Origin of the sequence: Thioalkalivibrio sp. ALMg13-2, from assembly GCF_000381185.1 — a bacterium.
GTDB lineage: Bacteria > Pseudomonadota > Gammaproteobacteria > Ectothiorhodospirales > Ectothiorhodospiraceae > Thioalkalivibrio > Thioalkalivibrio versutus.
This window is the reverse complement of the sequence record NZ_KB906123.1, coordinates 13,615-38,265: the sequence shown is the minus strand read 5'-3', so window position 1 is coordinate 38,265 and position 24,651 is coordinate 13,615. Positions and strand designations below refer to the sequence as shown.

Genomic DNA, 24,651 nt, shown 5'->3' with positions numbered 1-24,651 from the left:
GATCTCCCCGTAATACTCCGGCGCGCCACGACCGCACTCGGCCACCGCCACCGCAATCGTCTCCTTATGCACGTCCAGCCCGATGTAGGCACCGTAGACGTTGCTCGCTTGCTCGAGCACTCGCTTCACCCCGGCCTGCCCCGTCACCGGGCCTGCATCCTTCACCCCTTCCGCGATAAACTCATTCATGACCTGCCCCCTCGATAATGGCTCTGTGTTGAAGGTGGTTATCCCAACCCCGAAAACATAACCCACGCTCTCGAGGTCGGGCAGGTCAATCCATGATGTCTACTTTAGCGCGTTCTGAAACGCTTATTGGGGAGCCATCGAGTCATGAAACGTCGTGTTGTCGGTCACCTGACGCTGGCCAGTCTGCTTGCATCACCCGCCCTCGCCCATGCCCAGGAGGCCGCTCAGACACTGGGCACCGTATCGGTTACGGCCACCGGGTACGAGACGCTGATCGACGAGACGCCGTCTTCCGTCACCGTGATCGAGGCCAGCGAAATCCGCAACCGCGAGGCCCGCACCCTCGGCGACTTGCTGCGCGGCCAGCCGGGTGTCGCCACGGCCGTGGACGGATCGGTGGGCTCCGATCCGATCATCCGCGGCCTGAAGCGCGACCAGGTGCTGGTTCTGGTCGATGGCGTGCGCATCAACGCCATGCAGCCGCCGGCCCGCGGATCGCTGGCCTCCTATGTCAACGTCGACCTGATCGAACGCATCGAGATCGTACGCGGCCCGGGCTCCGTGCTCTACGGCGCCGGTGCGATGGGCGGCGTGATCAACATCATCACCCGCGGCGGCGATTTCACCGACCAACCCGAGACCCGCGGCTTCTCGCGCCTCGGCGTCACCTCGGTGGACGAAGGCATCCGCGGCGCGGTCGGCGTGACCGTCTCCAACGACCGCAACGTGCTGGACCTCTCCACCGCCTACCTGAACACCGACGACTACAAGAACGGCGACGGCGACCGTCTGCGCGACTCCGGCACCGAACAGAACGCCTACCACCTGCGCTACCGCGGCAAGCTCGCACCAGGCCACGAGGTCCAATTCCGCGCCCAGCGCGACGAACGCAAGGACGTCTGGTACCTCGCCTCGCGCATCTTCACGCCGACGGACGGACTGCGACCGGAAGGGCTGAACACGCACTACACCCCGCGCCAGACCCGCGACCTCGTCGAGTTGAGCTATGAAGGCGAGTTGCACGGTGCCTGGGCACCGCGTGTCGAAGCCTCTATCTATCGCCATGAACTGTCGCGCGGCAACTACGACTGGAACGAACTGCGGCAAAAGGACTACCGGACGTCCGATACCGATTTCACTACGGACGGCCTGCGCGTGCAGACCGAACTGGTCCCCACCGATGACCAGATTCTGCTGGTCGGGGCCGAGGCCTGGCGGCTGCGCGCCAGCCCGGTGTCCTTTATCGGGCTGGAGAGCACTTCTTACGAACCGGTGATTCGCATGCCGCTCGTAGAGAACGGGAAGATCGAGTCTGCCGGCGTGTTCGTTCAGCACGAGACCTACCTCGACTGGGCCACCGTCAATATAGGAGCCCGCTATGACGAGGTACGCGGAAGTGCCGACTTTGCGGATGGCGTGGAAGAACCCCTCGACAAGACCGACCGCAATCTCAGCTGGTCGGCCGGGCTCACCTGGCACTTGGACCACGCCTTCAATCCCTACTTCAGCCTGTCCGAGGGCTACCGCTCCGCAAGCCTGCTGGAACGCTACCTGACCTACCCCTACAGCGATGGATTTAGGTGGCAAAGCGACCCGCAGCTCGACCCGGAACGGAACCGCACGTTCGAGGTGGGCGCACGCGGCCAGATCGGCGCAACCTCCTACACCGTATCCGCCTATGAAAGCCGCATCCGCGACTACATCGGTGGACGCGTGGTTGAAGGGGCCCCACGGCCAACCAAGGACACCATCAACCTCGACGAGGCCCGCATCCACGGCATCGAGGCCCTGGTGGAGCACGCGTTTACCGCTGCAGTCACCGGCTACGCAAGCGGCACCTGGATCCGCGGCGAGAACCGCGACCGCCGCTTTGACGAGCCGCTGACCCAGATGCCCCCGCCGGAGGCCACGATTGGCCTGACCCAGTCGACTGCAAAAGGCTGGCAGTGGGATGCCCGCATCCGGGCAGTCGCCAGTCAGAGCCGCACCGCGGACCGGTTCACCGCCAATGAGGATTTCCCGGACGGTACCGAGCGCAACACCTCCGGTTTCGCGACCGCCGACCTCGCCGTCGGCTACCGTTTCGGACCCAGCGCCGGCTTTCGTTCCAACGAGATCACCTTTAGCGTGACCAACATCGCGAACAAGGCCTACCGCGAGCACGTCAACGAGATGACCGAGGCGCGCCTGGACCCGGCCAATGGCGTACAGGACATCTGGGCCCCCGGCCGCAGCTTCGGGCTGACCTGGAACGCCGAGTTCTAGACCGGCCGAAGCCTTCGCCCCAAAGACAAGACAAGGACAACACCATGCGTTTACGCGTAATCGACTTCGGCCAGCAGCCCGCCGTGCGTTCCCAGGCGGTCTACCACGGCATCGCCGAAGCCATGGGCAAGGACGACGATCCGGTGCTCACCCTGGTCAACCCCGACGACCCGTATGTCTGCGTCGGGTTGCATCAGGAGATTGCCCTGGAGGCCGACGAAGACTTCTGCAAGGAACAGAACCTGCCGATCATCCGCCGCCACGTCGGTGGCGGTGCGGTGTATCTGGACCACAACCAGATGTTCTTCCACTTCATCTATCCGTCGTCCAAGGCGCCGCGGATCGTCTCCGACATCTATAAGAAGTTCATCGACCCGGTGATCAACACCTACCAGGACCTGGGCGTGAACGCGACCTTCCGCCCGGTGAACGACATCCACGTGGACGGGCGCAAGATCGGCGGTACGGGCGCCGCCAGCATCGGCAATGCCACGGTGATGGTCGGCAGCTTCATGTTCGACTTCGACACCGCCACCATGGCGCGTTGCCTCAAGGTGCCGTCGGAGAAATTCCGCGACAAGCTGCGCGCCGGCATGGAGGACTACATCACCACCCTGTCGCGCGAACTGGGCGAGATGCCGGCCCGCGAAACCGTACGCGATGCCTTCCTGAAACGGGTCGCCAGTCATCTCGCCGTCGAAGTCGAAATGAGCGAGCCCACCGCCGAGGAAAATGCGGCCATCGAGGAACAGGTCGCCGAACTGACCGACCCCGAATGGACCTACCGCAAGGGCCGCAAATTCGTCGAGATGGGCGTGAAGATCGCCGCCGGCACCCACCTGACCGAAGGTGCCCACAAGGCCCCCGGCGGGCTAATTCGTGCCCAGCTGATGGAAAAGGACGACCACATCGCCGATCTCCTGCTCTCCGGCGATTTCACCGTCTTCCCGGAAGACGGCATGGACCGCATCGCGGATGCCCTGCACGGCCAGCCACTGGAAGAAGAAGCCCTGCGCACTGCCGCGACCACCTGCATGCAGGAAATCGGCCTGGACGCACCGGGCATCGAAGCCAACGACATTGCGACGGCGATCCTCGCCTGCGTCCACCGCGAGCCGCATTGACCGGTCACGCGCAAGGCTTCGCATCCAAATAGAAACGGCCGGACTACCCTCTTGGTAGTCCGGCCGTTTTGACGTTATTGCAGCTGCTTCTGCGCGCGACGACCCTCAGGCCGAATCCAGGCACTCCGCACGACTGGGTGCGGTGCTGAGCCGCCCCCGATCACTTGTGTATGGCTCCGTTCGGGAGACGGCACGATCCGCAGTCTTCAGGATCTCCCCGGCCCATTCCGGAAGCTCCGGCGAGAGTCGATAATAGATCCAGTTGCTCGCGCGCCGGGTACACACCACCTGGGAGTGGCGCAGCGCGGCCAGATGACGCGACACCTTCGGCTGAGACATCTCCAGAGCGTGGGTCAGCTCGCAGACGCACAGCTCCCCTTCCGCCTGCATCAGCAAGAGCGAGCGAAGCCGTGTCTCGTCGGCCAGCAAGTTGAACAGGTCCGTAGGGTTAAGCGACATACCGTATCCAGCAAAAATCCTTGGACGAACTATATCCCGACAGCTCAGGTCGGACAATGAATAGACCCCCGCGATTCCGCCCCAGTCCAGGACGAGCAAGCCGGTTGCGGCATTTCGAACATCCGGCCGCATCTCCCTGGAAGATGTCCGACGTTTTCGCTCGTTACGTCTTCGATTCGTGTATGATGCGGGGTTGGCAGTTGCCATCCGATTTTCGCCGGGCCTTCGTTTCCGGCCTGTGTGAGTACCCTAAATGTCTGATTCCCCCTCCTTCTCCCAGCTCGGGCTTTCCGAGTCGCTGGTTCATGCCCTTTCGAACATGGGCTTTTCTACCCCGACCCCGGTCCAGGCCGCCTGCATCCCCGCGCTGCTGAAAGGCCGCGATGTTCTGGGCGAAGCCCAGACCGGCACCGGCAAGACCGGCGCCTTCGGCCTGCCGCTGATCGACCTGATGGACGCCGGCAAGCGTGTGCCCCAGGCACTGGTGCTGGCTCCGACGCGCGAGTTGGCCAACCAGGTCGCCGGTGCCCTGACTGAATTCGCCCGCGGCGTCGGCGGCATCGACGTCCTGCCCGTCTACGGTGGCCAACCGATGGGCGAGCAGCTGCGCGCCCTGCGCAAGGGCCCGCAGATCGTGGTCGGTACGCCCGGCCGCGTGGTCGACCACATCAAACGCGGCACCCTGAACCTCGACGCCCTGCGCGTCGTGGTGCTGGACGAAGCCGACGAAATGCTGCGCATGGGCTTTGTCGAAGAGATCGAGTGGATCCTGGAACAGACCCCGGAAGCGCGTCAGACCACCCTGTTCTCCGCCACCATGCCGGCCCCCATCCGCCGTATCGCGCACCGCCACATGCGCGAGCCGGAAGAGATCAAGATCGGTGCCGGCAACGAGGCAGGCACCGATATCGATCAGAGCTATTGCCTGGTCGATGCCCGCCACAAGGTGGAAGCCCTGACCCGCCTGATGGAGACCGAGGAAGATCTGGACGGCGCGGTCGTCTTTGCCCGCACCAAGGCCTCCACGGTCGAGATCGCCGATTCACTCGGCCAGGCCGGCATCGCCGCGTCGGCGCTAAACGGCGACATGGAACAGGGCGAGCGCGAGCGTGTGGTCAGTGACCTGCGCGATGGCCGCCTGGATGTAATCGTAGCCACCGACGTCGCCGCCCGCGGCATCGATGTGCCGCGCATCAGCCACGTGTTCAACTTCGACGCCCCCGGCGATGCCGAGGTCTACGTCCACCGCATCGGCCGTACCGGCCGCGCCGGTCGCAAGGGCCGCGCCATCCTGTTCCTGGAGCCGCGCAAGCGCCGCATGCTGAAAGACATCGAACGCCTCACCGGCAAGCCGGTGCGCGAGCAGCCGGTCCCGGACCGCCAGGCCGTACAGGCCCGCCGCGAGACGCGCTTCGCCGAACGCGTACAGGCCCTCCTGGGCAGCGACAAGGACTCCGGGCACGAAGCCCTGGTCGACCGCCTGCTGACCGACAGCGGCGTATCCGAACGCGAACTCGCCACCGCCCTGGTCGGACTGGCCACCGCGGGCAGCCCGCTGGATGCCAACGCCAACAAGGGTGCCGATCCCCTGCTGGCGGCCGCGCGTGCCCCCTATTCCGAGCGCGGCGACAACCGCCGGGACAGCAAGCCCCGGGGCGAGCGCCCGTCGCGCGGCAAGGATCGCGAGCCGGAAGGCGACATGGTGCGCTACTACATGCCGGTCGGCCGCAACAACGGCGTGGCGCCGGGTGCCATCGTCGGCGCCCTGGCCAACGAGGGCGGCCTGAACGGCCGCGACATCGGCCGCATCGGCCTGCGTGACGACCACAGCCATGTGGATCTTCCGGCGTCGCTGGACGAAGCCGCGATTCGTCGCCTGGGCAACATCCATATTGCCAACCGCAAGCTGGAACTGACCCTTCAGGCCCCGCGCCCGGGCCAGGCCGCGAACCAGGACGACGCACGCAAGCCTGCGCCGCGCAAGACTGCCAAGCCGCGCAGTGACAAGCCGGAGACCAGCGCCAGGGCCAAGCCGACCAGCAAGCCCACACCGGCCAAGCGCGGCCCGGCCCCGGGCAACGGCAAGCGCCCGGCCTATGCCGCCGCACCCGGCAAACGCCCCGTGCGCAAGGGTACCAGCGGGCCCAAGAACACCGGCTCGCGCGCGGACGGCACGCTGATGATCAAGCGCAAGGCCGCCAACGGCTAAGCGCGGCGACTCAAAGGCGCGTACCAGACAACGCCCGCGGCCTCCGAAAGGAGCCGCGGGCGTTTCATTTGGACGTTCAGAAATCTCCGGTGCGCCCCGCCTCGACGATGCTGTAGATCGTGTCGCGCACCTCGCGCGCCACGACCTCGAGATCCTCGGGGAGATCCGTCGCATGCAGCATCATGTCCATGTTGGTGGTGACGATCCAGCCCTGCCCCTCGTCATCCTCCACCACTGCGATACGACAGGGCAGAAAGCTCGCAAAGATGATGTCGTGCTTCACCATCTGGTTGGCGATCAGGGCATCACAGAAGGCGAGAATACGCATGTAATTGCCCTCGCCGCCCATTGCCTGCACCTGATCCGACAGCGGCAAATCGGCGACCTCCTGGAAATTGCGCAGATTGGCCCGCAATTTCATCGACTCGATGGCCTCGTCGATGCTGACACCATCTTCGATCTTGAAAACCTCGGCACTCTGCCGAACCATCTGCTGCAACGTTTCAGGATCCAGCGCCTCGTCCCCCTCCGTCGATTCGGACGCAGTCAGCGGAAGCGGAAGCAGCAATAACGACAACACGAGCATCCAGACTTTCATCGCGCACTCCTGGTTCGGGTGGACGGGAGAGCCCGCCGGCCGAAAGCCCTTGCGACCCTCCCTAGTGCGAATCTAGATCATGCGCATGCACTTCACCGCATCTACCACGCCTGGACGCGGGAGATTCCCGATCGCCGCACGGGCCCCGCACAGGCCCGCCCCACACGAGCCACAGCAGCGCCTCAACGCCGGATCAAGCGAAACAGCTGTTCGTGCTTGCCATTGGTATGGTCGGTACGGCCCACCTCGTCCTGCCAATCCCAACGATCGGCAGAAAACAGCTGACGCATCGTTGGCACTGCGCAATGGTAGGGCGGCCCGCCCTCGCGACCGGTCTGCATGAAACACGCAAACAGTTCACCGCCTTCACGCAGCCAGCCATGCAGCTTCGCCTCGTAGGCCGACCACTGCTCGGGCGGCAGGGCACAAAGAGACGTCTGCTCGTAGATGCCGTCCACGGGCACCTCTGGTTGCCAGGCGATCATGTCCGCCTGCACCACCTCCGCCTCCAGCCCGGCCTCCGCCAGTGCGCGGCGCAAGTGCTCTACCGGCGTTGGCGCCACATCCAGCCCGATCACACGGAAACCCCGCGAGGCCAAAGCCGGCACCTCGTGCCCAAAACCGCAACCGGGCACCACAATCCGCGAACCGGGTCCCAGCGCGGTAACCTCCAACCAACGCTCCAGCGAAGGGCTGGGCGCACCGCGATCCCAACGGGTCGAACCCGCCTGATAGCGCGCCTCCCAGTCGGTCTCGGCATCCAGAACTTCGGAATCAACTGGCGAACCTTCGGAAATTGGCATCACTCCCCTTCTCGGCACAGGATAGGAAACGGATAGACCCTACCAAACCACGAATAACTCCCGGAGACCTCGATGGACCGTACCCAACTGCCCTATCGCATCCACCGCCAGGAACTCGGCCCGATGGAGAACTTCGTCTATCTGATCGAGGATCGCGCCAGCCATCGTGGTGCGGTGGTCGATCCAGCCTGGGATCCGGAGGCGATCATCCGTCAGGCCCGCGAAAACGAAGTCGACATCTCCGACATCCTGCTGACGCACAGCCACCACGACCACATCAACGGGGTCGAGGCAATCCTCGAACAGTATCCAAATGCACGACTGCACCTGCTCAAGCCTGAGGCCGAGTTCTGGGGCAAGGAACTGGAACGTCCGGAACTGCACCACGGTGGCGACGAGATGCGTCTGGGCGACACCGAGATCCGCTTCCTGCATACCCCCGGCCACACCCCCGGCTCCGCCTGCTTCCACATGCCGGCGGGCGACGACCTGATCACCGGCGACACCCTGTTCGTCTTCGGCTGCGGCCGTTGCGACCTGGCCGGCGGCGATCCGGAACAGATGTTTCACACCCTCAACGGCCTGCGCGAGGGGCTTCCGGCCCATACCTGCATCCACCCGGGCCACAACTACGCGGAAAAGACCGAATCCACACTGGCGGAGGAGGATGCGGGCAACCCCTTCCTGCACTTTGACGACAAGGACGCCTTCGTCGATTACCGCATGCATGAACACGACCGAGTGCGCAGTACGCCCTATCACCCCGTCCCAAGGGGATAAGGCCGGCGGACGGGGTCAGAGAACCACAGCACACTCACCGCGATGGCTTGCTGCCTCGGGGCTCATCACGATCCACCGTGCATCCAGTCGATGCGAGCTCAGCTGGATAGACTTCCTGGCTACGAACCAGGTGTGTGCCGCAACGTACAGACGTGGGTGACAGCGCTCCGCAACATCGTTGGTGCGTTCGCATCGCCGGGTCGAAGTGCCTGCGCGATGCACGCGCCATCGACTTCCGGATTGAATGCCGGACCATCAAGGAGCGACACCATGAAAACACTTGCCTCACTCAAACTCGCGGCGGCCACGGTCCCCATCTTCGTCTTTGGCCTGGGCGGCGTCATGACCGGCGCGATGGCCGGCGAACACGAGAAGGACTCGGACGACCACGAGATGATGGAAGAACGCGGCGCCGAAGGCCACGATCGCGACGCCATGGGACAATCACGTGCGGGTGCCCGCGACGATGCCCCCCATATCCAGCGCATGCCGGACCAGGGGCTGCACGTCTCGGATCTGATGGACCAGAAGATCCATAGCCGCGAAAGCCACGACGAGATCGGGGAAGTCCATGACCTGGTCGTCGATCGGGACGGCCGTATCGTCGCGGTCGTGATCGGCACGGGCAGCGGCGTTCTCGGCCTCGGCGGAAAGGACGTGGCAATCGCCTGGGACCGTATCGAGCGCACGTCCGAAGACGGAGAGGTCAAGCTTTACATCGACATGAATGAAGACACGCTGCAGGAAATGCCGGAATACGAACGCGACTAACGCGTTGGTCATCCTTGCCTCGAGGGGGTCCTCACCCCTCGGGGCCACCGGCTCGCTACGAAGACAGTGGTCATCTCGCGCCCGGGTGACATGACGCTCCGCGCCTACGCAAACACAGTGCGCCCCCCAAACTACATGGTCAGTTTCCGGCCAGCAGGGTCCAGACGCCAATCACAAACCCCGAAAACGAGCCCGGGCGGGCCAGCCCCCACCCACGGCTGGCGGTTCAGTGGTGTACCCGACTCACCTTCCTCTCGAACTCTACGAGCTGCCCTTCGGCCGCGGCCCGGCTCACGCCATACCGCTCCTGGATACAGCCCACCAACTCGTCGCGTTCCCCCGCCACCGTTTCCAGTTCATCGTCGGTCAGCCTGTCCCAACGCGCCTTGACCTTGCCCTTGAACTGCTTCCAGTGATCTTTCGCGATATTCCAGTTCATCTCGCACTCCTCCGAATGGCTGGCCGGCTTGATTGCCGCCCGATCCAGAACCCTGCGGAGCCCACCCGTGCCCGTCTGTGCGGGATCGCACAAACCCGCCCGAACTTCACGCGCAGCGTCCATCCTCGTTCTTCCCATCGAGGCTTCTTCCCTTCCTGAAAAGCACTACCTGGACCCACGGTTCCGGGCAATCGAGGGGTCTGTTGATTTTCGCGAACCAGGACACAGCGCGACCGGCTGTCTGTGTGCGCCAACGTACAGATACCCCATCGCTGGAAACGTAATCTGGCCCCAAGTATCGACCCGGAGCCTCCCGGGGACGCCCAGAACCCACCGAGACAACCACCCCATCCCGCCCCGGATGGGGACCAATCAGGAGAAACGTAATGACCAAGAAGCTAATCGCGCTCACGCTCTGTCTGGCCGGAACACTCCCCCTCGCCGTCCAGGCCCAGCAAGCCGGATCAACGGCAAACTTTGGACCGTCCATGGGCGACCGCGAGTTCTCGCTTTCCGGAATCGGCAGCAGTGACCGCAAGTTCGACAGCACCAACTTTGGCGTCTCGGGCGATATGGGCTGGTATCTCCGCGATCATTTGATCCTCGGGGTCCGCCAGAGCATCAACTACGCCGACATCGAGGGCGAGAACATCACCAATGACTTCTGGAATGGCGCCACGCGCGGCTACCTCAACTTCCAGACAACGGACGGCCGTCTGCGTCCCTTTGGTGGGGGCAGCCTGGGCTTCATCTACGGCGACGGCGTCAAGGACAGTGCGTTCGCCGGCCTGGAAGGCGGCCTGAAGTATTACGTCCTGGAGAACACCTACGTCCTGGGCCGCGTCGAATACCAGTGGTTCTTCAGCCGCTCCAGCGATGCAGAAGATGCCTTCCGCGATGGTGCGTTCGCCTACACCGTAGGCCTCGGCTACAACTTCTGAGCCTTCTTGCCCGGGGTAGGGGCCATTCGGAAGAACGCCTGCTGCCCTGCCCCGAGGCACACCACGATCAGGGGGCAGCCGCCCCCGCCACCATCCAACCGGGCCGCAAAGTCGCTTCATCACTGCTCGAAGAGCAGGTTGACAGAGACTTCTGTGCGTCCCCGATCGGGTGCCTTTCGTCCACTACCCAATGCACAGCGCCCTTGTCTCGGATGACATGGGGCGACACCGCGAGAACTCGCAAACGCGCTTCAATCAGCGTCTCGCTGAAGATCCTTTTCAACACCTCATATGACGTATCGAAATCATCGTTACGCCATTGATCTCTCGTATTTTTTCTGTCTCCCGTTAACTGAAACCCAACGCGCCTGGGGGCGAATGTGCGGCAACGTACAGATGCCCTCTCGGTTGCGACCGCAATCTGCCGTTTCGGATGCAAAGCGGGCCCTCCCGGTCGCGGTCGCACTCCAAAGGCTCTGCCCCATGCCAACGCGGCGGGTAACGTTTCAGGAGGCAGGTAATGATGAAAAAGGTAGCCGCAGTCATGCTCTGCCTGGCTGGACCGTTCACCCTTTCCGTCCAGGCTCAACAAGGATCGGCCGCCAACTTTGGGCCCTCCATAGGCGACCGCGAATTCTCGCTTTCCGGAAGTGGCATCAGTAACCGGAGGTTCGACAACACCAACCTCGGCATCACGGGTGATATAGGCTGGTATCTGCGTGGTCACTTGGTCCTCGGCGTCCGCCAGAGCATCCACTACGCCGACCTCGAGGGCGACTTCCTGACCAATGACTTCTGGAGCGGAGCCACTCGAGGCTATCTCAACCTTCAAGACACAGACGGCCGGATGCGTCCCTTCGCTGGCGGGAGCCTGGGCGCAGTCTACGGCGACGGGGTCAACAACAGCGGGTCCGCCGGACTGGATGGGGGCTTGAAGTACTACCTCCTGGAGGATACCTACGCCCTCGGTCGCATTGAATACCAATGGTTCTTCAGTGGCTCGAATGACGCAGAGAATGCGCTCCTCGATAGTGACTTTTCGTACACTGTCGGACTTGGCTACAACTTCTGATTCGCGTCCGGGACCGGGGCTTTTCGGGCGCACGCTCGAATCGTGAAATCCACACCGGAACAACGCCGCGCCAGCCATGCCTCCGCGGGCTTCGGCGGCATGCAGGATTTCGCCCATGACCGCATTCGTGAACACGATGGAGTGCGGAGCACGCTCTATCGCCCGATCGTGCACGGCTGGGAGAGCCAGGCAGACCAAGCCGAACGCAAAGAATACCCCGCGACGGCTTGCATCCTTCGGGACCAATCGCGATAATGCGCGCCTTCAGTCGATGCGCCCGTAGCTCAGCTGGATAGAGTACCTGGCTACGAACCAGGTGGTCGGAGGTTCGAATCCTTCCGGGCGCGCCATATTCCAAGAGAGAGGGCATCCACATCCGGGTGCCCTTTTTCGTTTCTACTGGCACAAAGGATTCGAACCTCCGTTCAACAATCGGTTCGATCCCGAGCGCAGCGAGGTACGTGTCGGCCCACGGCCGACACCCGGAAGGGCAAGACGCGTAGCGTCGCCGCTATCCTTCCGGGCGCGCCATATTCCAGAGAAGAGGCACCCACATCCGGGTGCCTTTTTTCGTTTCTGACTAGCAACGAGCGTCAGACAGGCTCAAGGCGCGTGCGGCCCCGGGTCTCCAGGTGCCTCCGACATCGTCATCCCGGAAACCGCGGAGCAGTTATCCGGGATCTCCACGGTATGAGTGACCCGTACGTTGGGGCTGGAACGGCGTGTGGAGATCCCGGCGCTGCGCTACGGCCGGGATGACGGGGAGGGGGCGCAGCGTCGCCGCTATCCTTCCGGGCGCGCCATACTCCAGAGAAAGGGATCAGTGACTTACAGTCGCTGGTCCCTTTTTTGGTTTGTGGCTTCGGAAGTCCTGTGACCAATTCTGTGACCAACCTGTGCCGCTACGCGCCATGGGTCCCTCGGACGCGGCAACGGGATGACTTCCTGGCGCTGTGTCCAACTTGCCACCCTACTCCGGCGCCTCACCACCCTCAGGTAAATGCTCAAAGAGATCACCCGCCTGGCAATTGAAGTAGCTGCAGAGGGCATCTGCTCCACTCGTGTCGTCGTTTCCTGATGAGGATCGGGATCCATTCCCGATGATGGTCAATGCCGGCACCCTGCGGCCGGCTGAGCCTCAGCTTTACTGCATAAGGGTTGGCTTGGGATACTGCCTGTATGGGATGGCGCGCAGGTTTGCGGGCGGTCGCCGGAAACTCACCCGCTGATCGAGATTGCGCTCCCCTCCCGCCAGCCATGCGTTTGTTCAAACATCCCGCCCTCTTCAGCTGCCTCCTGGTCCTGGTGACGCCCGCTGCGGCTGACCTGGGGAACCCTAGCGACCCGGACCGCGTGGTCGCGGCGGCCGACTCCGCAATTGAATCGCGCATGCGATCCGGAAGCGCGCCCCTGCGCCTGACGTTGCGCGAGACCTTGCAGGTCGCGCTTGCCCGCAATCCGTCGCTGCGCGGCGCGTACCTGGGCCGTGTGGTCGACCGGGCCAATCTGGATCTGGCCAATCAGGCCTTTCACCCCCGGAGCGCCGTGACGCTTCAGGCTCGCGAGCAACGTACAGCGGGCGCGAACGGCGTGCGGACGCGCACCGCAAGCGTCAACCCAAGTGCCAGCCTCGCGCTTCCCACCGGCGCGCAGGCGGGCCTGAACTGGCGGATCGAACGGGTACTCCAATCCGACGCGCCCGACACCGCGCCAGACAGCGCCTCCGCAGTCACGCTGGACATCACGCAACCGCTATTGCGCGGTGGGGGTCTGGAGATTGGCCGGGCGCCGGTGGAACGGGCGCACCTGAACGAGGAACAGAACGTACTGGCCCTGGAGTCACAAGTCATCAGCACCCTCGCCCAGGTAATTCAGGCTTACCGCAACCTGATCCTGGAAAACCAGCGGGTCGAACTCGCCGAGCTCGCACTGGATAGAAGTCGCCAAGAGCTGGAAAACCGGACGGAGCTGGTGGAACGCGGTCGACTGGCGGCGGCGGATCTGGCCCCGGCGCGCGAGAGCCTTGCGCGTCAAGAGCTACAACAGGCGCAGACCCAGGAGCGCCGGGATCAGGCCGAGCTCGATCTGATTCGACTGATTGGGCTGGAACCCGGGGTGGAGATCGAGCCGCGGGACGCGATTGATGTCCACGACATTGACGGACTCCTCGCCGATACACCCCCCCTCGAAAGCGCGATGGATACGGCACTGGATCGGAGTCCGGAATTTCGCCAATCTCTGGTCACGCAACGGCTGACCGCTCTCGATCGAACGCTGGCCGAGGACGCCAACCGTTGGCAACTGGATGTGACCGCCTCGGTCGAACTGCGGGGCGATAGTCCGTCCACCACTCGTGCCATCGAGCGCGGCTTCGAAGAGTCTCCTGGCCACTCCCTGGGCCTGCGCCTCAGCATCCCCTGGGGAGATCGGCACACGCGTCAACAACGCCTTGGCGCGGCACGGGTGGAGCAGCGTCAGGCGCGCCTGCGGACCCAGGAACTCCGAACATCCATCCGCATTGAGGTCGAACGCGCCCTTGGGGCGCTGGAGAGCCGGCGGAATCAACTCCATCTGGCCGAACAAGCGCTGGATCTGGCACAACAGGCTGTGGCTATCGAGCAGGAAAAGCTCGCAGTCGGGCGTTCCTCTGGGTTCGAAGTCGAAAGCGTGGAGCGCCAGCTCCGGGAGGCGGAGCAGTCGTTGCTGGATGCCGCCATCAACTACCAGAACGCCCAGACCGACCTGGATCGCGCGATGGGCATCGTGCTCGAACGCTGGGATCTGGCGATCCCATCAAGGACAACAGACACATCCGCGTACATCGATTGAGATCCGCATCGTGGCCCGGTCATCCGGCATATACACGGAGGCTTCATTCCCGCCAAAACACCTCACCTTACGCTGGACTAACGCTATATCAAGGTGTCGGCACTGCCCGTGCTAGGCTGGCGCGCATTCAACGGCGAACAAGCACGGAGGCCACGTCCAAATGATTCCTCAACCGATACGACGCGCCCTATTGCTGAGTGTGACATCGGCCCTGGTTGCCACCTCGGGATCCAGCCTGGCCTCGAGCACCAGCAGCGCCAATGTAGGTGACGAGCTGCGCGCGGGGGACCAAACCCGCATACAGGCCTTGATCGGCTCCACCGGTTGCATGGAACTGCGGGGCCTGAGCGACAGCGAAGTGCAGGGATATCAGATCATCGAGTCCTACCGTGGGGGCAATTCGACCGAGGAACGCGGTCGGGAGCGCTGGCGCGAAGGCGAGACGAAACGGTTCGACTTCCGTAACTCGTCAATCATGGTGCTCTCTGGCTCCGTGGAGATCACCGAGATCAATCGTAGCGGCGGGGGCTGCCCCGATCGCCTCGGACTGCGCGTCGGCTGATGGCCACGGCAGGGCAAACCAGCACCCCCCACCCCAACCCGGTATCCGCAATGAATCCAATTTCTCGCCTGCTCACCACTACGGTCGCGCTTTCGCTCGCCTCGGTGACCCTCTCCTCTGCGGTAGCCTCAAGTGGGGGCAGCTCCGCCGATGAAGGGGACGTCCTGCGCAGCGGCGACAGCGTACAGCTCTTCGCCACGCAAATCTTCGCCACCGGGTGCATCGGATTCCGCGGGCTTGCCGACAGCACCCTGCAGGGATACGCAATGGACTTGCACACCGAAAGTCACACACTCGAAGCCCGCGACCGGGAACAGTGGCGCGAAGGCGAGAGCAAGCGGCTGGATTTCAGCCACCGTTCGGAGGTTCACGTAGTCTCCGGTCAGGTCGAGATCACCGAGATCAACTACAGCGGCGGCGGCTGTCCGAACCGCCTCGGCATCCGCTAATCCACCAAGCAGCTCCGGCACACCCACCGTTACGGCATTGGTGATCCAGCGGTCCGCTCTGTCCGTACTCGCGCGTGCGGGCCTGCTGGCAGGTTCCGCGGTTCTCTTTCACCTGAGTTTCCCGGAGGGCCCCCTGCCCGGGGCCTTCGTCCTGATATCCATTGCCCTTCTGGGGCTCGCCTTGCAGGGCCTGACCCTCGGCGCATCCGCTGCGGCCGGCCTTCTGGCGGGCCTGGGCTACTGGCTGCCATCGCTCGGATGGGTCGTATCCGGCACCGAAGCTTGGCTCGGCTTCCCATGGACCCTTGGCAGCCTGATGGTGCTGGGGCTGGCGGTCCTGCACGCAGTACCCTACGCGCTGTTCTCCGGTGCAGTCGCCACACTTGCGCTGCGCCTGGAACGTCCCGCTGAGGCCCTGCTCGCAGCGGGACTGCTGACGGTGGCCCTGTCCTTCTCGCCGCAGGTCGTTCCCGGACATTTTGCCTACGCCCTGCTCGCCCACCCCCTGCTGGCACAAGTCGTCGATGTCGGCGGCATGCCCCTGCTGCTTTTTTTCTCGACCTCGATCGGCTTTCTCGCCGCCGGCATGCTGATCGCGGTGAGTCGCCACACGCTCACCCCAGTAGCGCCAGTACTGCTCGGCTTGCTGGTGGTGACCCTGCTGGCCTACGGGAGCCTGCGCCTGGATGCACTGGAACGGGCAGTTCCGGAACACAGCACCCGGTTGGGCCTGGTACAGCCCAATATCCCGGTACATGTGCGGCGCGACGACATGCCGATGGCCGATCGACACAACGACATCGATACCGCCATTGCGCAGACTCGAGACTTGCACAAGACCGACCCGGATTTGGATCTGGTTATCTGGCCCGAGGCGGCCATGACACTTCAGGCGGCTCCGCAATCCTGGGGGCATCGCGCCCTTGCCGCCCTGGCCGACGAGATCGGCGTACCCATCCTGGTCAACGGGACCGAGCACCGGGATCACCCGGGCCATGGCACTCACAACGTCGCGCTACTGTTCGAGCCCGGGGCCGGCCTGTCCGGGACCTACCGCAAACGCAAGCTCGTGCCATTCGGCGAATACCTGCCGTTCGAAGCGCAACTACCCTGGCTACGCGCGCGCCTGCCACATGCCTCACGCTTCAGCCCGGGACAAGCGGAACAACAGTCCCTGACCGGGCCCGACGGGGTGCACCTGGCCCCGACGATCTGTTTCGAGAGTCTGTTCGCCAACCTCGTGCGCGAGAACCTGTCGGGGCAAGTGGGGATCATCGTGAACATCAGCAATCACGCCTGGTTCGGTTCGCCGCGCGCTGCTGATGCGCACCGGGCCATCGCGCGCGCACGCAGCCTGGAGAACCGCAGTCCGTTGGTCATGCTGCACAACACCGGAGGCGGCGCTGTCTTCGACGCGGCTGGCCGAGTGGTGCCAGGTAGCGAGACGCCTCAGTGGCGTAGCACGACCCAAAGCATCGTGGTCCACACCGTGGCGGAGCGCCCTTTCTACCAACGCCATGGCGACCGCTTCCTTCAGGGCCTGGCCGTGCTGATCCTGCTGGCCAGCCTCCATCGTGGCTGGCGCCGGCTGGGACGCTCTACTCGCTACGCAGTGCGATGATCGGATCCAGCCGCGAGGCCTGCAGGGCGGGGTAATACCCGAAGGCAATCCCCGTCAGCGTGGAGACGGAAACGCCCAGCAGTACCGCCATGGGTGCCGCCACGAACGCGTTGCCAGTGAAATGGGCAAAGGCGATCGCCACCCCGGTTCCCAACGCGGCCCCAATGACACCGCCCAGCAGACACAGCATGACCGCCTCGGCCAGGAATTGGCGACGGATATCGGCATTGCGGGCCCCGATGGCAAGCCGAATGCCGATCTCCTTGCGTCGCTCGGTGACCGATACCAGCATGATGTTCATGATCCCTACGCCCCCCACGATGAGCGCAATACTGCCGATCGCGCCCAGCATGATCGTGAACATGCGGCTTTGCTGCTCCATGTTGGCCAGCAACTGTTCGGCGCTATTCACCTCCACGGGCAACCCCGGGGCGCGCGCCTCCACCCAGGTCTCGATGGTTCGCGCCAGTTCCTGATGGTCGGCCTGTGGATGCACACGCGCCAGGATGCCTTCCAGCTCGTCATCGGCATCGAAACGCTGCAAGGCTTCGATCGGCAGAAAGATCGTCCGGTTCGGGGAGATCGGACTCACCCCGCCGCCTCGTGGATACGGCTCCAGGATTCCGGCCACCGTCATGGTGTAGCCGCCCAGCCCCACTCGGCCACCCACTTCCAGTGGCTGGTTGGTTTGCGCGGCATAGCTGGATGCCACCTCGGAACCGACCACACCCTGGAGCTCCACCCCATCCAGCTCGGAGACCCAGCGCCCGGCGGCCAGGCGTACCCGCAAGAGCCCCTGTAACGCCTCGGTCGCCCCCGTCAGCCGGACATTCTGGGTCTCCGCGCCCGCTCGCAGTTGCGAACTCGCCCCATCAAATGGCGCGACTTGAATCAATTGCGGCAGGGCCGGCCCCAACGCCCGAGCCAGCGCAAGGTCCAGCTGGTTACGCGCGGGGTCGTCCTCATCCGTGGCGTAGCGCTGTCGGATATTGATGACATTGGTCCCCATCGCGCGAAACTGCTCCAGCACCGCGTTGTGCATGATAGACCCGACATTCAGCATCGCGATGACCGAGGCCGTGCCGATCACGATCCCCAGTAGCGCCAGCAGGGAGCGCTGCTTGGTCGCCACAATATTGCGGCTCGCCTCGCCCAGGAGCATCCGCAACCTCATGCCGGCACCTGCTCCGGGCCGGCGACCACACCGTCCCGGATGACCAGTTGCCGGGGACACTCCCGTGCGATGGCCGGGTCGTGGGTGATGATCACCACGGTCACGCCTTCGCCGTTGAGTTCGTGGAACAGATCCATGATCTCGCGGCCCACACTCGAGTCCAGCGCGCCGGTGGGCTCATCCGCCAACACCACGGAAGGGTTACCCACCAGTGCACGCGCAATCGCGACCCGCTGGCGCTGGCCGCCGGAGAGCTCGTTGGGTCGATGATCGACCCGATCACCCATGCCAACTCGACCCAGGATCTCGCGCGCACGGCGACGCATCTCCCGCTTGCTCACGTCCTGATACAGCAGCGGCAGCCCCACGTTATCCAGGGCCGTCAGTCGCGGCAGCAAGTGAAAGGTCTGGAATACGAAACCGATCTGCTGATTGCGGTAATGCGCCAGGGCATCGGGCGCGAGTTGCAGCACGTCCTGACCCTCGAAAAAGAAATCACCCGAAGACGGGCGTTCAAGCATCCCGATGATGTTCATCAGCGTGGACTTACCGGAGCCGGAAGCCCCCATCAGCGAGGCCAGCTCACCCCGGTGGATCTCGAGTTGAACTCCGCGCAGGACGTGCACATCGGTAGGTCCGACTCGATAGGAGCGATGGACGTCTTGCAGGCTAACCAGCGGTTGCGCCGCGGACATCAACCTTCACCCCCGGGTGGCAACAGCCGGTCTCCGGGTTCCAGGCCGCTGCTCTGCACCTGGACCCCATCGTATCGGGACCGGCCGAGTTCCACGGCGACCCGCTCGGAGCCGTTGGATGTCTGCCGCAGGACCCAACGCTCCGACCCGCTCCCGCCCAGATAGGCATGGGGCACGACCACCGCATCCGGATCCTGCTGCGTGATCACATCCACGGAGGCGGACATCCCCACCCGAATCCGTTCCAGGTCCTGGGCGTCGAGGTCATCAATACGCACGATCAGGCGGAACGATGGCAGACCTCGTCCGCTCCCCTCCTGCGCTTGCGAAGACACATAGGACACCCGGGCCGGCATCGGGTCACCCGCGCCTCGCACCACGTTCACCCGGGCCGACTGGCCCGCCTGGACGTCATGGATATCCAGCTCATCAACGGTGCCTTCGATCTCCAGGGAAGACAGGTCGCCCACCGCCAGCAGGGCGGCACCACTGGACACACGCCCCCCAGCCTCTACCCGCTCGCCGTCATCCCGGTCCTCGCCGAGGGGCGCCAGAACGACGCCATCGACCGGGGCATATACGCGGGCCCCCTCACGCTGGCGTCGTACCTGCTCATACTCCGCGCGCGCGTTCTCAACCTCGACGCGAGCCCGCGCAATCGCCCGTTCACCGCCCTGACGCGTGGTCTCCGCAAGGTCTTCTCGCGCTGCCTCGACCCGCACTCGGGATTCTTCCACCCGCTCCCGGGCCGCCCGCAACTCGCGCTCGGGAACGATGCCACGTTCGAAGAGATGCTCGACATCATCGAGTTCGCGCTGATCGTTACTCAAATTGCGTTCGGCCTGCCTCAGACTGCGACGTGAACTGGCCATCTCGCGGCCCTGCTCCCAGTCCTCCAGGTCCTCAAGCTCCGCCTCGGCATCCGCCAGGTCGCTGCGTGCACGCCGATAGCGGATATCGATCTCGGTCGAATCGAGTTCCAGCAGAAGATCACCCTCATCCACCCGCTCGCCATACTCAACGTGGCGGGCCACCACGGTGGACTCGAAAGGACTGACCAGCGTAATGACATCGCCCGGACGAAACCGCCCGGAAAAGCTCGTGGTGGTTTCCACCGCGCGCGATTGCACCTCGAACGCTCCGGGCTGAGTGGCATCGACGACCTGAGCATCGCTGGCACCAAATTCGGGCAACGCGGCGTTCGGGATCGCCCAGTACCCAGCACCCGCAAATACGGCCACAACGGCGGCCGTCATCATCAGCCGCATGCGGCCGGAACGGCGGTACGCCTGCTGCAAGGCCTCGCTGTTCGCCTCGATTTCCAGGAAGGCGTCCTGCAGTTCCTTGTGTTTGCCGCGCAGCTCATCGGAAAGGCTCTGCTCGGCCTGGCGTGCCTGCTCCAGGTCGGTCACATCCGTAAACACCGCCAGCACGGCGCGTTCGCCCCCGGCTTGCCGGGGCGCCAGATAGGAGGTGGTCAACTTCAGCGAACGCACGTGCCCGCCCACGCTGATGGACACCATCTGGTCGGGCTGCATCACACCGGAATAGACCGCCTCGAACAATGCATCGACAAAGGCTGCGTAGCCCTCTTCTCCGATAAACACCTCGGCCAGGCTGCGTCCTTCTGCCTCATCGGCCCGCAAACCGAGAATCGCCGCCCCGGCGGGATTCAAGGTCGTGATCGCGCCAGAGGCGTCGACGACCAGCACCCCATCCGCCATCGAATCCAGGATCTGCTGACTCAACACAACTTGACTGTCGCTCATGGCATCACTCCCGCTTCAGGGAGCGACAGCCCCCAGCTATCCAGCGTGGTCCCCAGCGCCCGGTCCAGCGCAGTCTGCGCATTCAGATACGCAATCACGGCGTCCAACAAGCTCTGCTCGGCCTGCTGGAGGTTTTGTTCGGTTGCATTGACCTGGAACGACGTCGTCCGGCCCACCGCCAGCCGCTCACGCTCGATCTCCAGGCTTTCGCGCGCCAATTCCAGCGAGCGCTGCGCCAAGCCCAACTGTTGCCAGCGACTGTTCAGATCATTCAGGGAACGTTCCACTTCCAGCTCCAGCTCGACTTCTCGTTCGGAGAACTGGATTTCCGATTGCCGCAGGCGAATGCGGGATTCAAGCAGTCGAACCGGCCGCTCCGGATCCAGGATCGGGATCTCCAGCTCCAGCCCCAATGCATATCCCGGACGTTCGTCCAGCGTCGAACCGGTGGCCTGCCGAGCGCTTCGCCCGGTCGCCCCGGCATCCAGCGAAGCGTTCAGATCGAGTCTCCAGAGGTGTTCATTCTCGGCCAGCATCTGCCCGATCGATTCGATCTCGCGCGCGATCCGCAGGCGCAAATAATCCGGACGGTTGTCACGCGCAATCGATGTTGCCGCTTCCAGCGAGGGGGATCGAACGCGAAGGCTCTCAAGCGCCTCCAGCTCGACCGTGTCACGCAGACGAAGACGCGTGTCACGCCCCAGGTTGAGCAGGCGCAGGAGCTCCAGCCGAGACTGATCCACGGCGTCTTCGGCCTGGCTGACACTGAAGCGCTGATTGGCCAGGCGCGACTCGGTCTGCACCAGTTCGTTGGATGCCATCCGCCCTCGCTCCACCAGCGCACGATTGCGTTCCAGCTGTTCAACGGTGCGCTCCAGGGAACCCTTCGCAATCTCCAGGCGCTGCTGCCCCTGCAACAGCGTGCGATACGCCGCAATCACGCTATCGATGGTCCCGACCACCGTCTCTTCCAGCCCCAGGGCACTCGCGGTTTCCTGCAAGCGGGCAATCTCGAGGGGTGCCCGACCCACCGCCAGGCCGCCGCCACGCAGCAACGGCTGATTCAGGTCCAGCGAAAGTTGGGAGCTGCGCGAGGTTTGGATGGCGGGCTCATCCAGGCCATGGTCCTGGTCAAGATTCCAGCTGAAACCGATTCGGCCACCCGTCGGAAGTGCGGTATCCAGAGACGGCGAGAGGGTGCTCGACCGCTGCGTCTCGGCATCATCCCCGGGCGCCCGGTTCTGCTGTGCACCCAACACGATCGTACCCCGGGGCCGAAATTGCGCCTCGGCCACCGCCAGATTCAACTGATCGACGACGCGATCGAGGTACGCGCTTTGCAGCTGGGTATTCCGCCGCAGGGCCAGGGCAATGGCATCGGCCAGACCCAATTCCACCTCGCTGCCCGACAGCGGGGTAGGCTCGTATTCGTGGACATTGAAATTACTTGCAGAAGCAGCGGCCGTGGGCATCACAACCCATGCGGACACTGCAAACGCCAAGCTGGCCAGCACACCTGTGACCCAGCATGCTGGCCAGCCTCGCGTGTCACCTAACACGTGCGGTTCGTTTAGATCCGAGACCTAACGTCGTTCCCGGGTGCACAGCCAACCGGTTTGGGACGAATATTCACTACTGCTGGCACCACTGCTGAGCCGGTCGGCATGCTGCTTGCGCACGTACGACTCCAGATCCGAGTTGCTCACATTGGCAAAATACTGCCCGAAGTTCGCCCCGATTGCGTTGCTTCCACAACCACCTCCGGTACTCCCTATACCCACGCACACACAAATCGTAGAAGCGCTCGCGGTCGCGCCGAACATCACCCCACCCAACAGCATCATCGTAGCCAAACGCTTTTTCATCTTTTTCTCCTAGTTGTCGAATCCAACAGACGGCCGCTCGCCTTTCTTCTTGAATCGGCGAGGATTTCACCGGCCACACATTCGTATCATTCGATCGTGCAGACGTTTGCCTGCACGCGTACTACAGCCGCGAAACGGCCTCGATCATGGCCACCGGCAAGAGTTGGAGCACTCGACCCGATGGCTCAGCTCGCCCTGATCGTCGTACCAGGTGATCTCGACTTCACTGGAGTAGTAGGAGGCATATCCAGGCAATGACATCAGCACCGAATTGAGTCGCCCTCCGTCCAGTTCGTACGCGTAGTTCCCATACCAGCCATCCCAGACGAACTCTTCGCTTGCACCCGGGGCAAGGCTGAACTGCCGTTGTTCATAATCCGCCGATCCGTGCAGGACCGTAATGGTCCCCTGCAGTGCCTCACTGGAGCGGTTCTCGAGTCGCAGCTCGGAAACCTGGTCGGCTGTGGCCATCCCCGCCGACATCGTGGCTAACCCAACCGCAGCCACCAACGCCCATCGTGTCAACCGTCCCATCCATCACCTCTCGTGTCGATCGGAACCGCGCAACGACCGCCCCGATGTCATGATCGCCCGTGTCCAACCAGGCGCCTTTCGAGCGGTATCAGAACACAAACCGTGATGCAGTTCAGATTTCGCCCCAATGCGACTAACGGAAAACTCACGCTTCCGGCGAGCACCCGCACCGAGACGGAGGATCAGGCGCGAGCCTGACCTCCAAGGAAACACTGATCAATGGGCCCGCATCCGGCTCCATTCCCCACCGACGCATTTTGGGAAGGACATTGGGGCCACAGCGGCGTGTTTTACCCCCTGTAACCGCCGTTTTTGGCGGTTACAGGGGCGATTTCCGGTCCTGCGGGCTTCGGTGCTCTTAAGAGCACATCTTGGGAAGGCGGGCGCGCCATACGTTCCGCTTGAAACCTGTCAGCGCCCGGGGTGCCGAGCATCGGCGAGACGGAGGAGGCCCTCGCAACACGGAGAACTGCCAGCAGGCGGGATCAGGGGTCCGTTCGGAACAGCGAAAAGCGAAGCATATCGCCGTAGCGCGTGGGAGAGATCGGCATCATGACAGAGTTCGGATTTCACCCGACCGGCCCATGCGCATGTGTCGGCGACCCGAGTGTTATACCCTGCGCCTGTAAAGGTAAGCGCCGCGTCCGAGAAGGCTACGCGGGCTCCGGCGATCTTTTGGGTACAAATGCGAGCAAGCGGAGGCCAGTCACGGCGTGCGGTGCAGTCTCGATATTGGTAACGAACTGACGGAGATCCCTCGACTCGCTGGTGAAGTCGAGGCGTTCTGCGAGCGCGCCGGCATGGAAGCCAACACCGTGAATCTCGCGCTCGATGAATGGATTACCAATCTCGTGTCCTACGCCTTCGATGACGGCGGCGAGCACCGGATTGGTGTGGAACTCGAGGCGGACACCGAAGGCCTGACGGTCGTGGTGACCGATGATGGCCACTCCTTTCATCCGCTAGAGGACGCACCGAAGGTCTCCCTGGAGGGAGGCGTCGAGGACCGCGCGATCGGAGGCCTGGGGCTGTATTTCATCCGAACGCTGATGGACGACATTCAGTACGACAGTGCCGACGGAGTGAATCGCCTTCGACTGCGACGTCTCAAGCGCAAGTGACAACGAACTGAACAACAAGGCCCGATTACGTAATGGAATTGAATAAAGAGACGGTGGACGGCGTATGCGTGGTAAGCCCCGAGGGGCGCCTGGACAGTAATACGTCGCCGGCTTTCGAGGCGAAACTGCTCGCCCTTCTGGACGATTCGCCCACCCTGGTGATCCGGTTTGCCGACCTGGAATACATCTCCAGTGCCGGGCTGCGGGTCATGCTCATGGCGGCGAAGAAGGTTCGGCAGCTGAATGGTCAGCTGGTGCTGTGCGAGATTCATGAGCCGATCCGGGAGGTCTTCGAGATCAGCGGCTTCCTGTCGATCCTGGACGTCTGCGATGATCGGGCGGTGGCCGTGGCACGCGCCCGCGGTGAGGCCTGAAGCCCGGT

General features: G+C 63.7%; 23 protein-coding genes, 1 tRNA gene and 2 pseudogenes. 14 read left to right on the top strand and 12 right to left on the bottom strand.

The features are described from left to right. Positions 1–189: pseudogene (locus F618_RS14925) on the bottom strand (IS110 family transposase); the annotation flags it as partial. A gap of 144 nt (positions 190–333) precedes the next feature. Here F618_RS14925 and F618_RS0112575 point away from each other — a divergent pair. Both F618_RS0112575 and F618_RS0112570 read left to right on the top strand, forming a co-directional pair. Continuing rightward, positions 334–2,454: a TonB-dependent siderophore receptor gene (locus F618_RS0112575; RefSeq protein WP_019568770.1), complete on the top strand. Its 2,121-nt coding sequence runs from the start codon at positions 334–336 to the stop codon at positions 2,452–2,454. 44 nt (positions 2,455–2,498) lie between these two features. Beyond that, positions 2,499–3,578 (top strand): lipoate--protein ligase, encoded by a 1,080-nt coding sequence (locus F618_RS0112570; RefSeq protein WP_019568769.1) that lies wholly within the window; start codon positions 2,499–2,501, stop codon positions 3,576–3,578. A gap of 105 nt (positions 3,579–3,683) precedes the next feature. Here the strand turns inward: F618_RS0112570 and F618_RS0112565 are convergent, their stop codons facing one another. Beyond that, a complete protein-coding gene (locus F618_RS0112565) occupies positions 3,684–4,037 on the bottom strand; it encodes a metalloregulator ArsR/SmtB family transcription factor (RefSeq protein ID WP_018950141.1) in 354 nt (117 codons plus the stop codon). Positions 4,038–4,290: 253 nt separating this feature from the next. On the opposite strand from F618_RS0112565, the gene F618_RS0112560 reads away from it, so the two are divergent. Beyond that, positions 4,291–6,246 (top strand): DEAD/DEAH box helicase, encoded by a 1,956-nt coding sequence (locus tag F618_RS0112560; protein ID WP_026331231.1) that lies wholly within the window; start codon positions 4,291–4,293, stop codon positions 6,244–6,246. A 76-nt stretch (positions 6,247–6,322) separates the two neighbouring features. On the opposite strand, the gene F618_RS0112555 is transcribed toward F618_RS0112560, so the two are convergent. Together F618_RS0112555 and F618_RS0112550 are read right to left on the bottom strand one after the other, a co-directional pair. Further along, on the bottom strand, positions 6,323–6,844 hold the full coding sequence (locus F618_RS0112555) for a DUF302 domain-containing protein (RefSeq protein ID WP_018938562.1): 522 nt from the start codon (positions 6,842–6,844) through the stop codon (positions 6,323–6,325). 182 nt (positions 6,845–7,026) lie between these two features. Beyond that, a complete protein-coding gene (locus F618_RS0112550) occupies positions 7,027–7,647 on the bottom strand; it encodes a methyltransferase domain-containing protein (RefSeq protein WP_019568767.1) in 621 nt (206 codons plus the stop codon). A gap of 72 nt (positions 7,648–7,719) precedes the next feature. On the opposite strand from F618_RS0112550, the gene F618_RS0112545 reads away from it, so the two are divergent. Then, positions 7,720–8,427, top strand: a complete 708-nt coding sequence (locus F618_RS0112545; RefSeq protein WP_019568766.1) for an MBL fold metallo-hydrolase — start codon at positions 7,720–7,722, stop codon at positions 8,425–8,427. A gap of 270 nt (positions 8,428–8,697) precedes the next feature. Further along, on the top strand, positions 8,698–9,198 hold the full coding sequence (locus F618_RS0112540) for a PRC-barrel domain-containing protein (protein ID WP_018951898.1): 501 nt from the start codon (positions 8,698–8,700) through the stop codon (positions 9,196–9,198). A gap of 226 nt (positions 9,199–9,424) precedes the next feature. Here the strand turns inward: F618_RS0112540 and F618_RS16415 are convergent, their stop codons facing one another. After that, entirely contained in the window at positions 9,425–9,637 is a 213-nt protein-coding gene (locus F618_RS16415; RefSeq protein WP_026289502.1) for a CsbD family protein, read from the bottom strand. A gap of 488 nt (positions 9,638–10,125) precedes the next feature. Between F618_RS16415 and F618_RS0112530 the strand changes: the two genes are divergently transcribed. The 7 genes from F618_RS0112530 (at position 10,126) to lnt (ending at position 17,111) form a co-directional block, all read left to right on the top strand. Next, positions 10,126–10,578: a hypothetical protein gene (locus F618_RS0112530; RefSeq protein WP_019568764.1), complete on the top strand. Its 453-nt coding sequence runs from the start codon at positions 10,126–10,128 to the stop codon at positions 10,576–10,578. Positions 10,579–11,098: 520 nt separating this feature from the next. Beyond that, the gene (locus tag F618_RS0112525; protein WP_019568763.1) at positions 11,099–11,650 is read left to right on the top strand and encodes a hypothetical protein; all 552 of its coding nucleotides are present in this window, start codon (positions 11,099–11,101) and stop codon (positions 11,648–11,650) included. A gap of 273 nt (positions 11,651–11,923) precedes the next feature. Beyond that, a tRNA-Arg gene (locus tag F618_RS0112520) sits at positions 11,924–12,000 on the top strand. 907 nt (positions 12,001–12,907) lie between these two features. Continuing rightward, positions 12,908–14,479 (top strand): TolC family protein, encoded by a 1,572-nt coding sequence (locus tag F618_RS0112515; RefSeq protein WP_019568762.1) that lies wholly within the window; start codon positions 12,908–12,910, stop codon positions 14,477–14,479. Between the two features lie 160 nt (positions 14,480–14,639). Then, positions 14,640–15,041, top strand: a complete 402-nt coding sequence (locus F618_RS0112510) for a hypothetical protein (protein ID WP_026331229.1) — start codon at positions 14,640–14,642, stop codon at positions 15,039–15,041. 50 nt (positions 15,042–15,091) lie between these two features. After that, on the top strand, positions 15,092–15,490 hold the full coding sequence (locus tag F618_RS0112505; protein WP_026331228.1) for a hypothetical protein: 399 nt from the start codon (positions 15,092–15,094) through the stop codon (positions 15,488–15,490). 82 nt (positions 15,491–15,572) lie between these two features. Continuing rightward, positions 15,573–17,111: an apolipoprotein N-acyltransferase gene (lnt, locus tag F618_RS0112500; RefSeq protein WP_026331227.1), complete on the top strand. Its 1,539-nt coding sequence runs from the start codon at positions 15,573–15,575 to the stop codon at positions 17,109–17,111. Here lnt and F618_RS0112495 read toward each other — a convergent pair. From F618_RS0112495 to F618_RS16645, 7 genes and pseudogenes are all read right to left on the bottom strand, one after another. Next, a complete protein-coding gene (locus F618_RS0112495) occupies positions 17,089–18,273 on the bottom strand; it encodes an ABC transporter permease (RefSeq protein ID WP_018951890.1) in 1,185 nt (394 codons plus the stop codon). The genes lnt and F618_RS0112495 overlap by 23 nt on opposite strands. Before the next feature lie 8 nt (positions 18,274–18,281). Continuing rightward, positions 18,282–18,980, bottom strand: coding sequence for an ABC transporter ATP-binding protein (locus F618_RS0112490; protein ID WP_018951889.1), 699 nt, complete (start codon positions 18,978–18,980; stop codon positions 18,282–18,284). After that, a complete protein-coding gene (locus F618_RS0112485) occupies positions 18,980–20,749 on the bottom strand; it encodes a PAS domain S-box protein (protein WP_019568758.1) in 1,770 nt (589 codons plus the stop codon). Before F618_RS0112485 ends, F618_RS0112490 begins: the two co-directional genes overlap by 1 nt. Continuing rightward, positions 20,746–22,239 carry a TolC family protein gene (locus F618_RS0112480; RefSeq protein ID WP_231362685.1) on the bottom strand — a complete coding sequence of 498 codons (1,494 nt, stop codon included), beginning with the start codon at positions 22,237–22,239 and terminating at the stop codon, positions 20,746–20,748. The genes F618_RS0112485 and F618_RS0112480 overlap by 4 nt, the downstream gene beginning before the upstream one ends. Before the next feature lie 93 nt (positions 22,240–22,332). Next, positions 22,333–22,614, bottom strand: coding sequence for a hypothetical protein (locus F618_RS16035; RefSeq protein ID WP_155985608.1), 282 nt, complete (start codon positions 22,612–22,614; stop codon positions 22,333–22,335). 144 nt (positions 22,615–22,758) lie between these two features. After that, positions 22,759–23,085, bottom strand: coding sequence for a hypothetical protein (locus F618_RS0112475; RefSeq protein ID WP_018951886.1), 327 nt, complete (start codon positions 23,083–23,085; stop codon positions 22,759–22,761). Positions 23,086–23,364: 279 nt separating this feature from the next. Continuing rightward, positions 23,365–23,492: pseudogene (locus F618_RS16645) on the bottom strand (IS5/IS1182 family transposase); the annotation flags it as partial. A gap of 369 nt (positions 23,493–23,861) precedes the next feature. On the opposite strand from F618_RS16645, the gene F618_RS0112470 reads away from it, so the two are divergent. Together F618_RS0112470 and F618_RS0112465 are read left to right on the top strand one after the other, a co-directional pair. After that, positions 23,862–24,269 carry an ATP-binding protein gene (locus F618_RS0112470; RefSeq protein ID WP_019568756.1) on the top strand — a complete coding sequence of 136 codons (408 nt, stop codon included), beginning with the start codon at positions 23,862–23,864 and terminating at the stop codon, positions 24,267–24,269. A gap of 32 nt (positions 24,270–24,301) precedes the next feature. Continuing rightward, positions 24,302–24,643, top strand: coding sequence for an STAS domain-containing protein (locus tag F618_RS0112465; protein ID WP_019568755.1), 342 nt, complete (start codon positions 24,302–24,304; stop codon positions 24,641–24,643). Positions 24,644–24,651 lie beyond the last annotated feature (8 nt).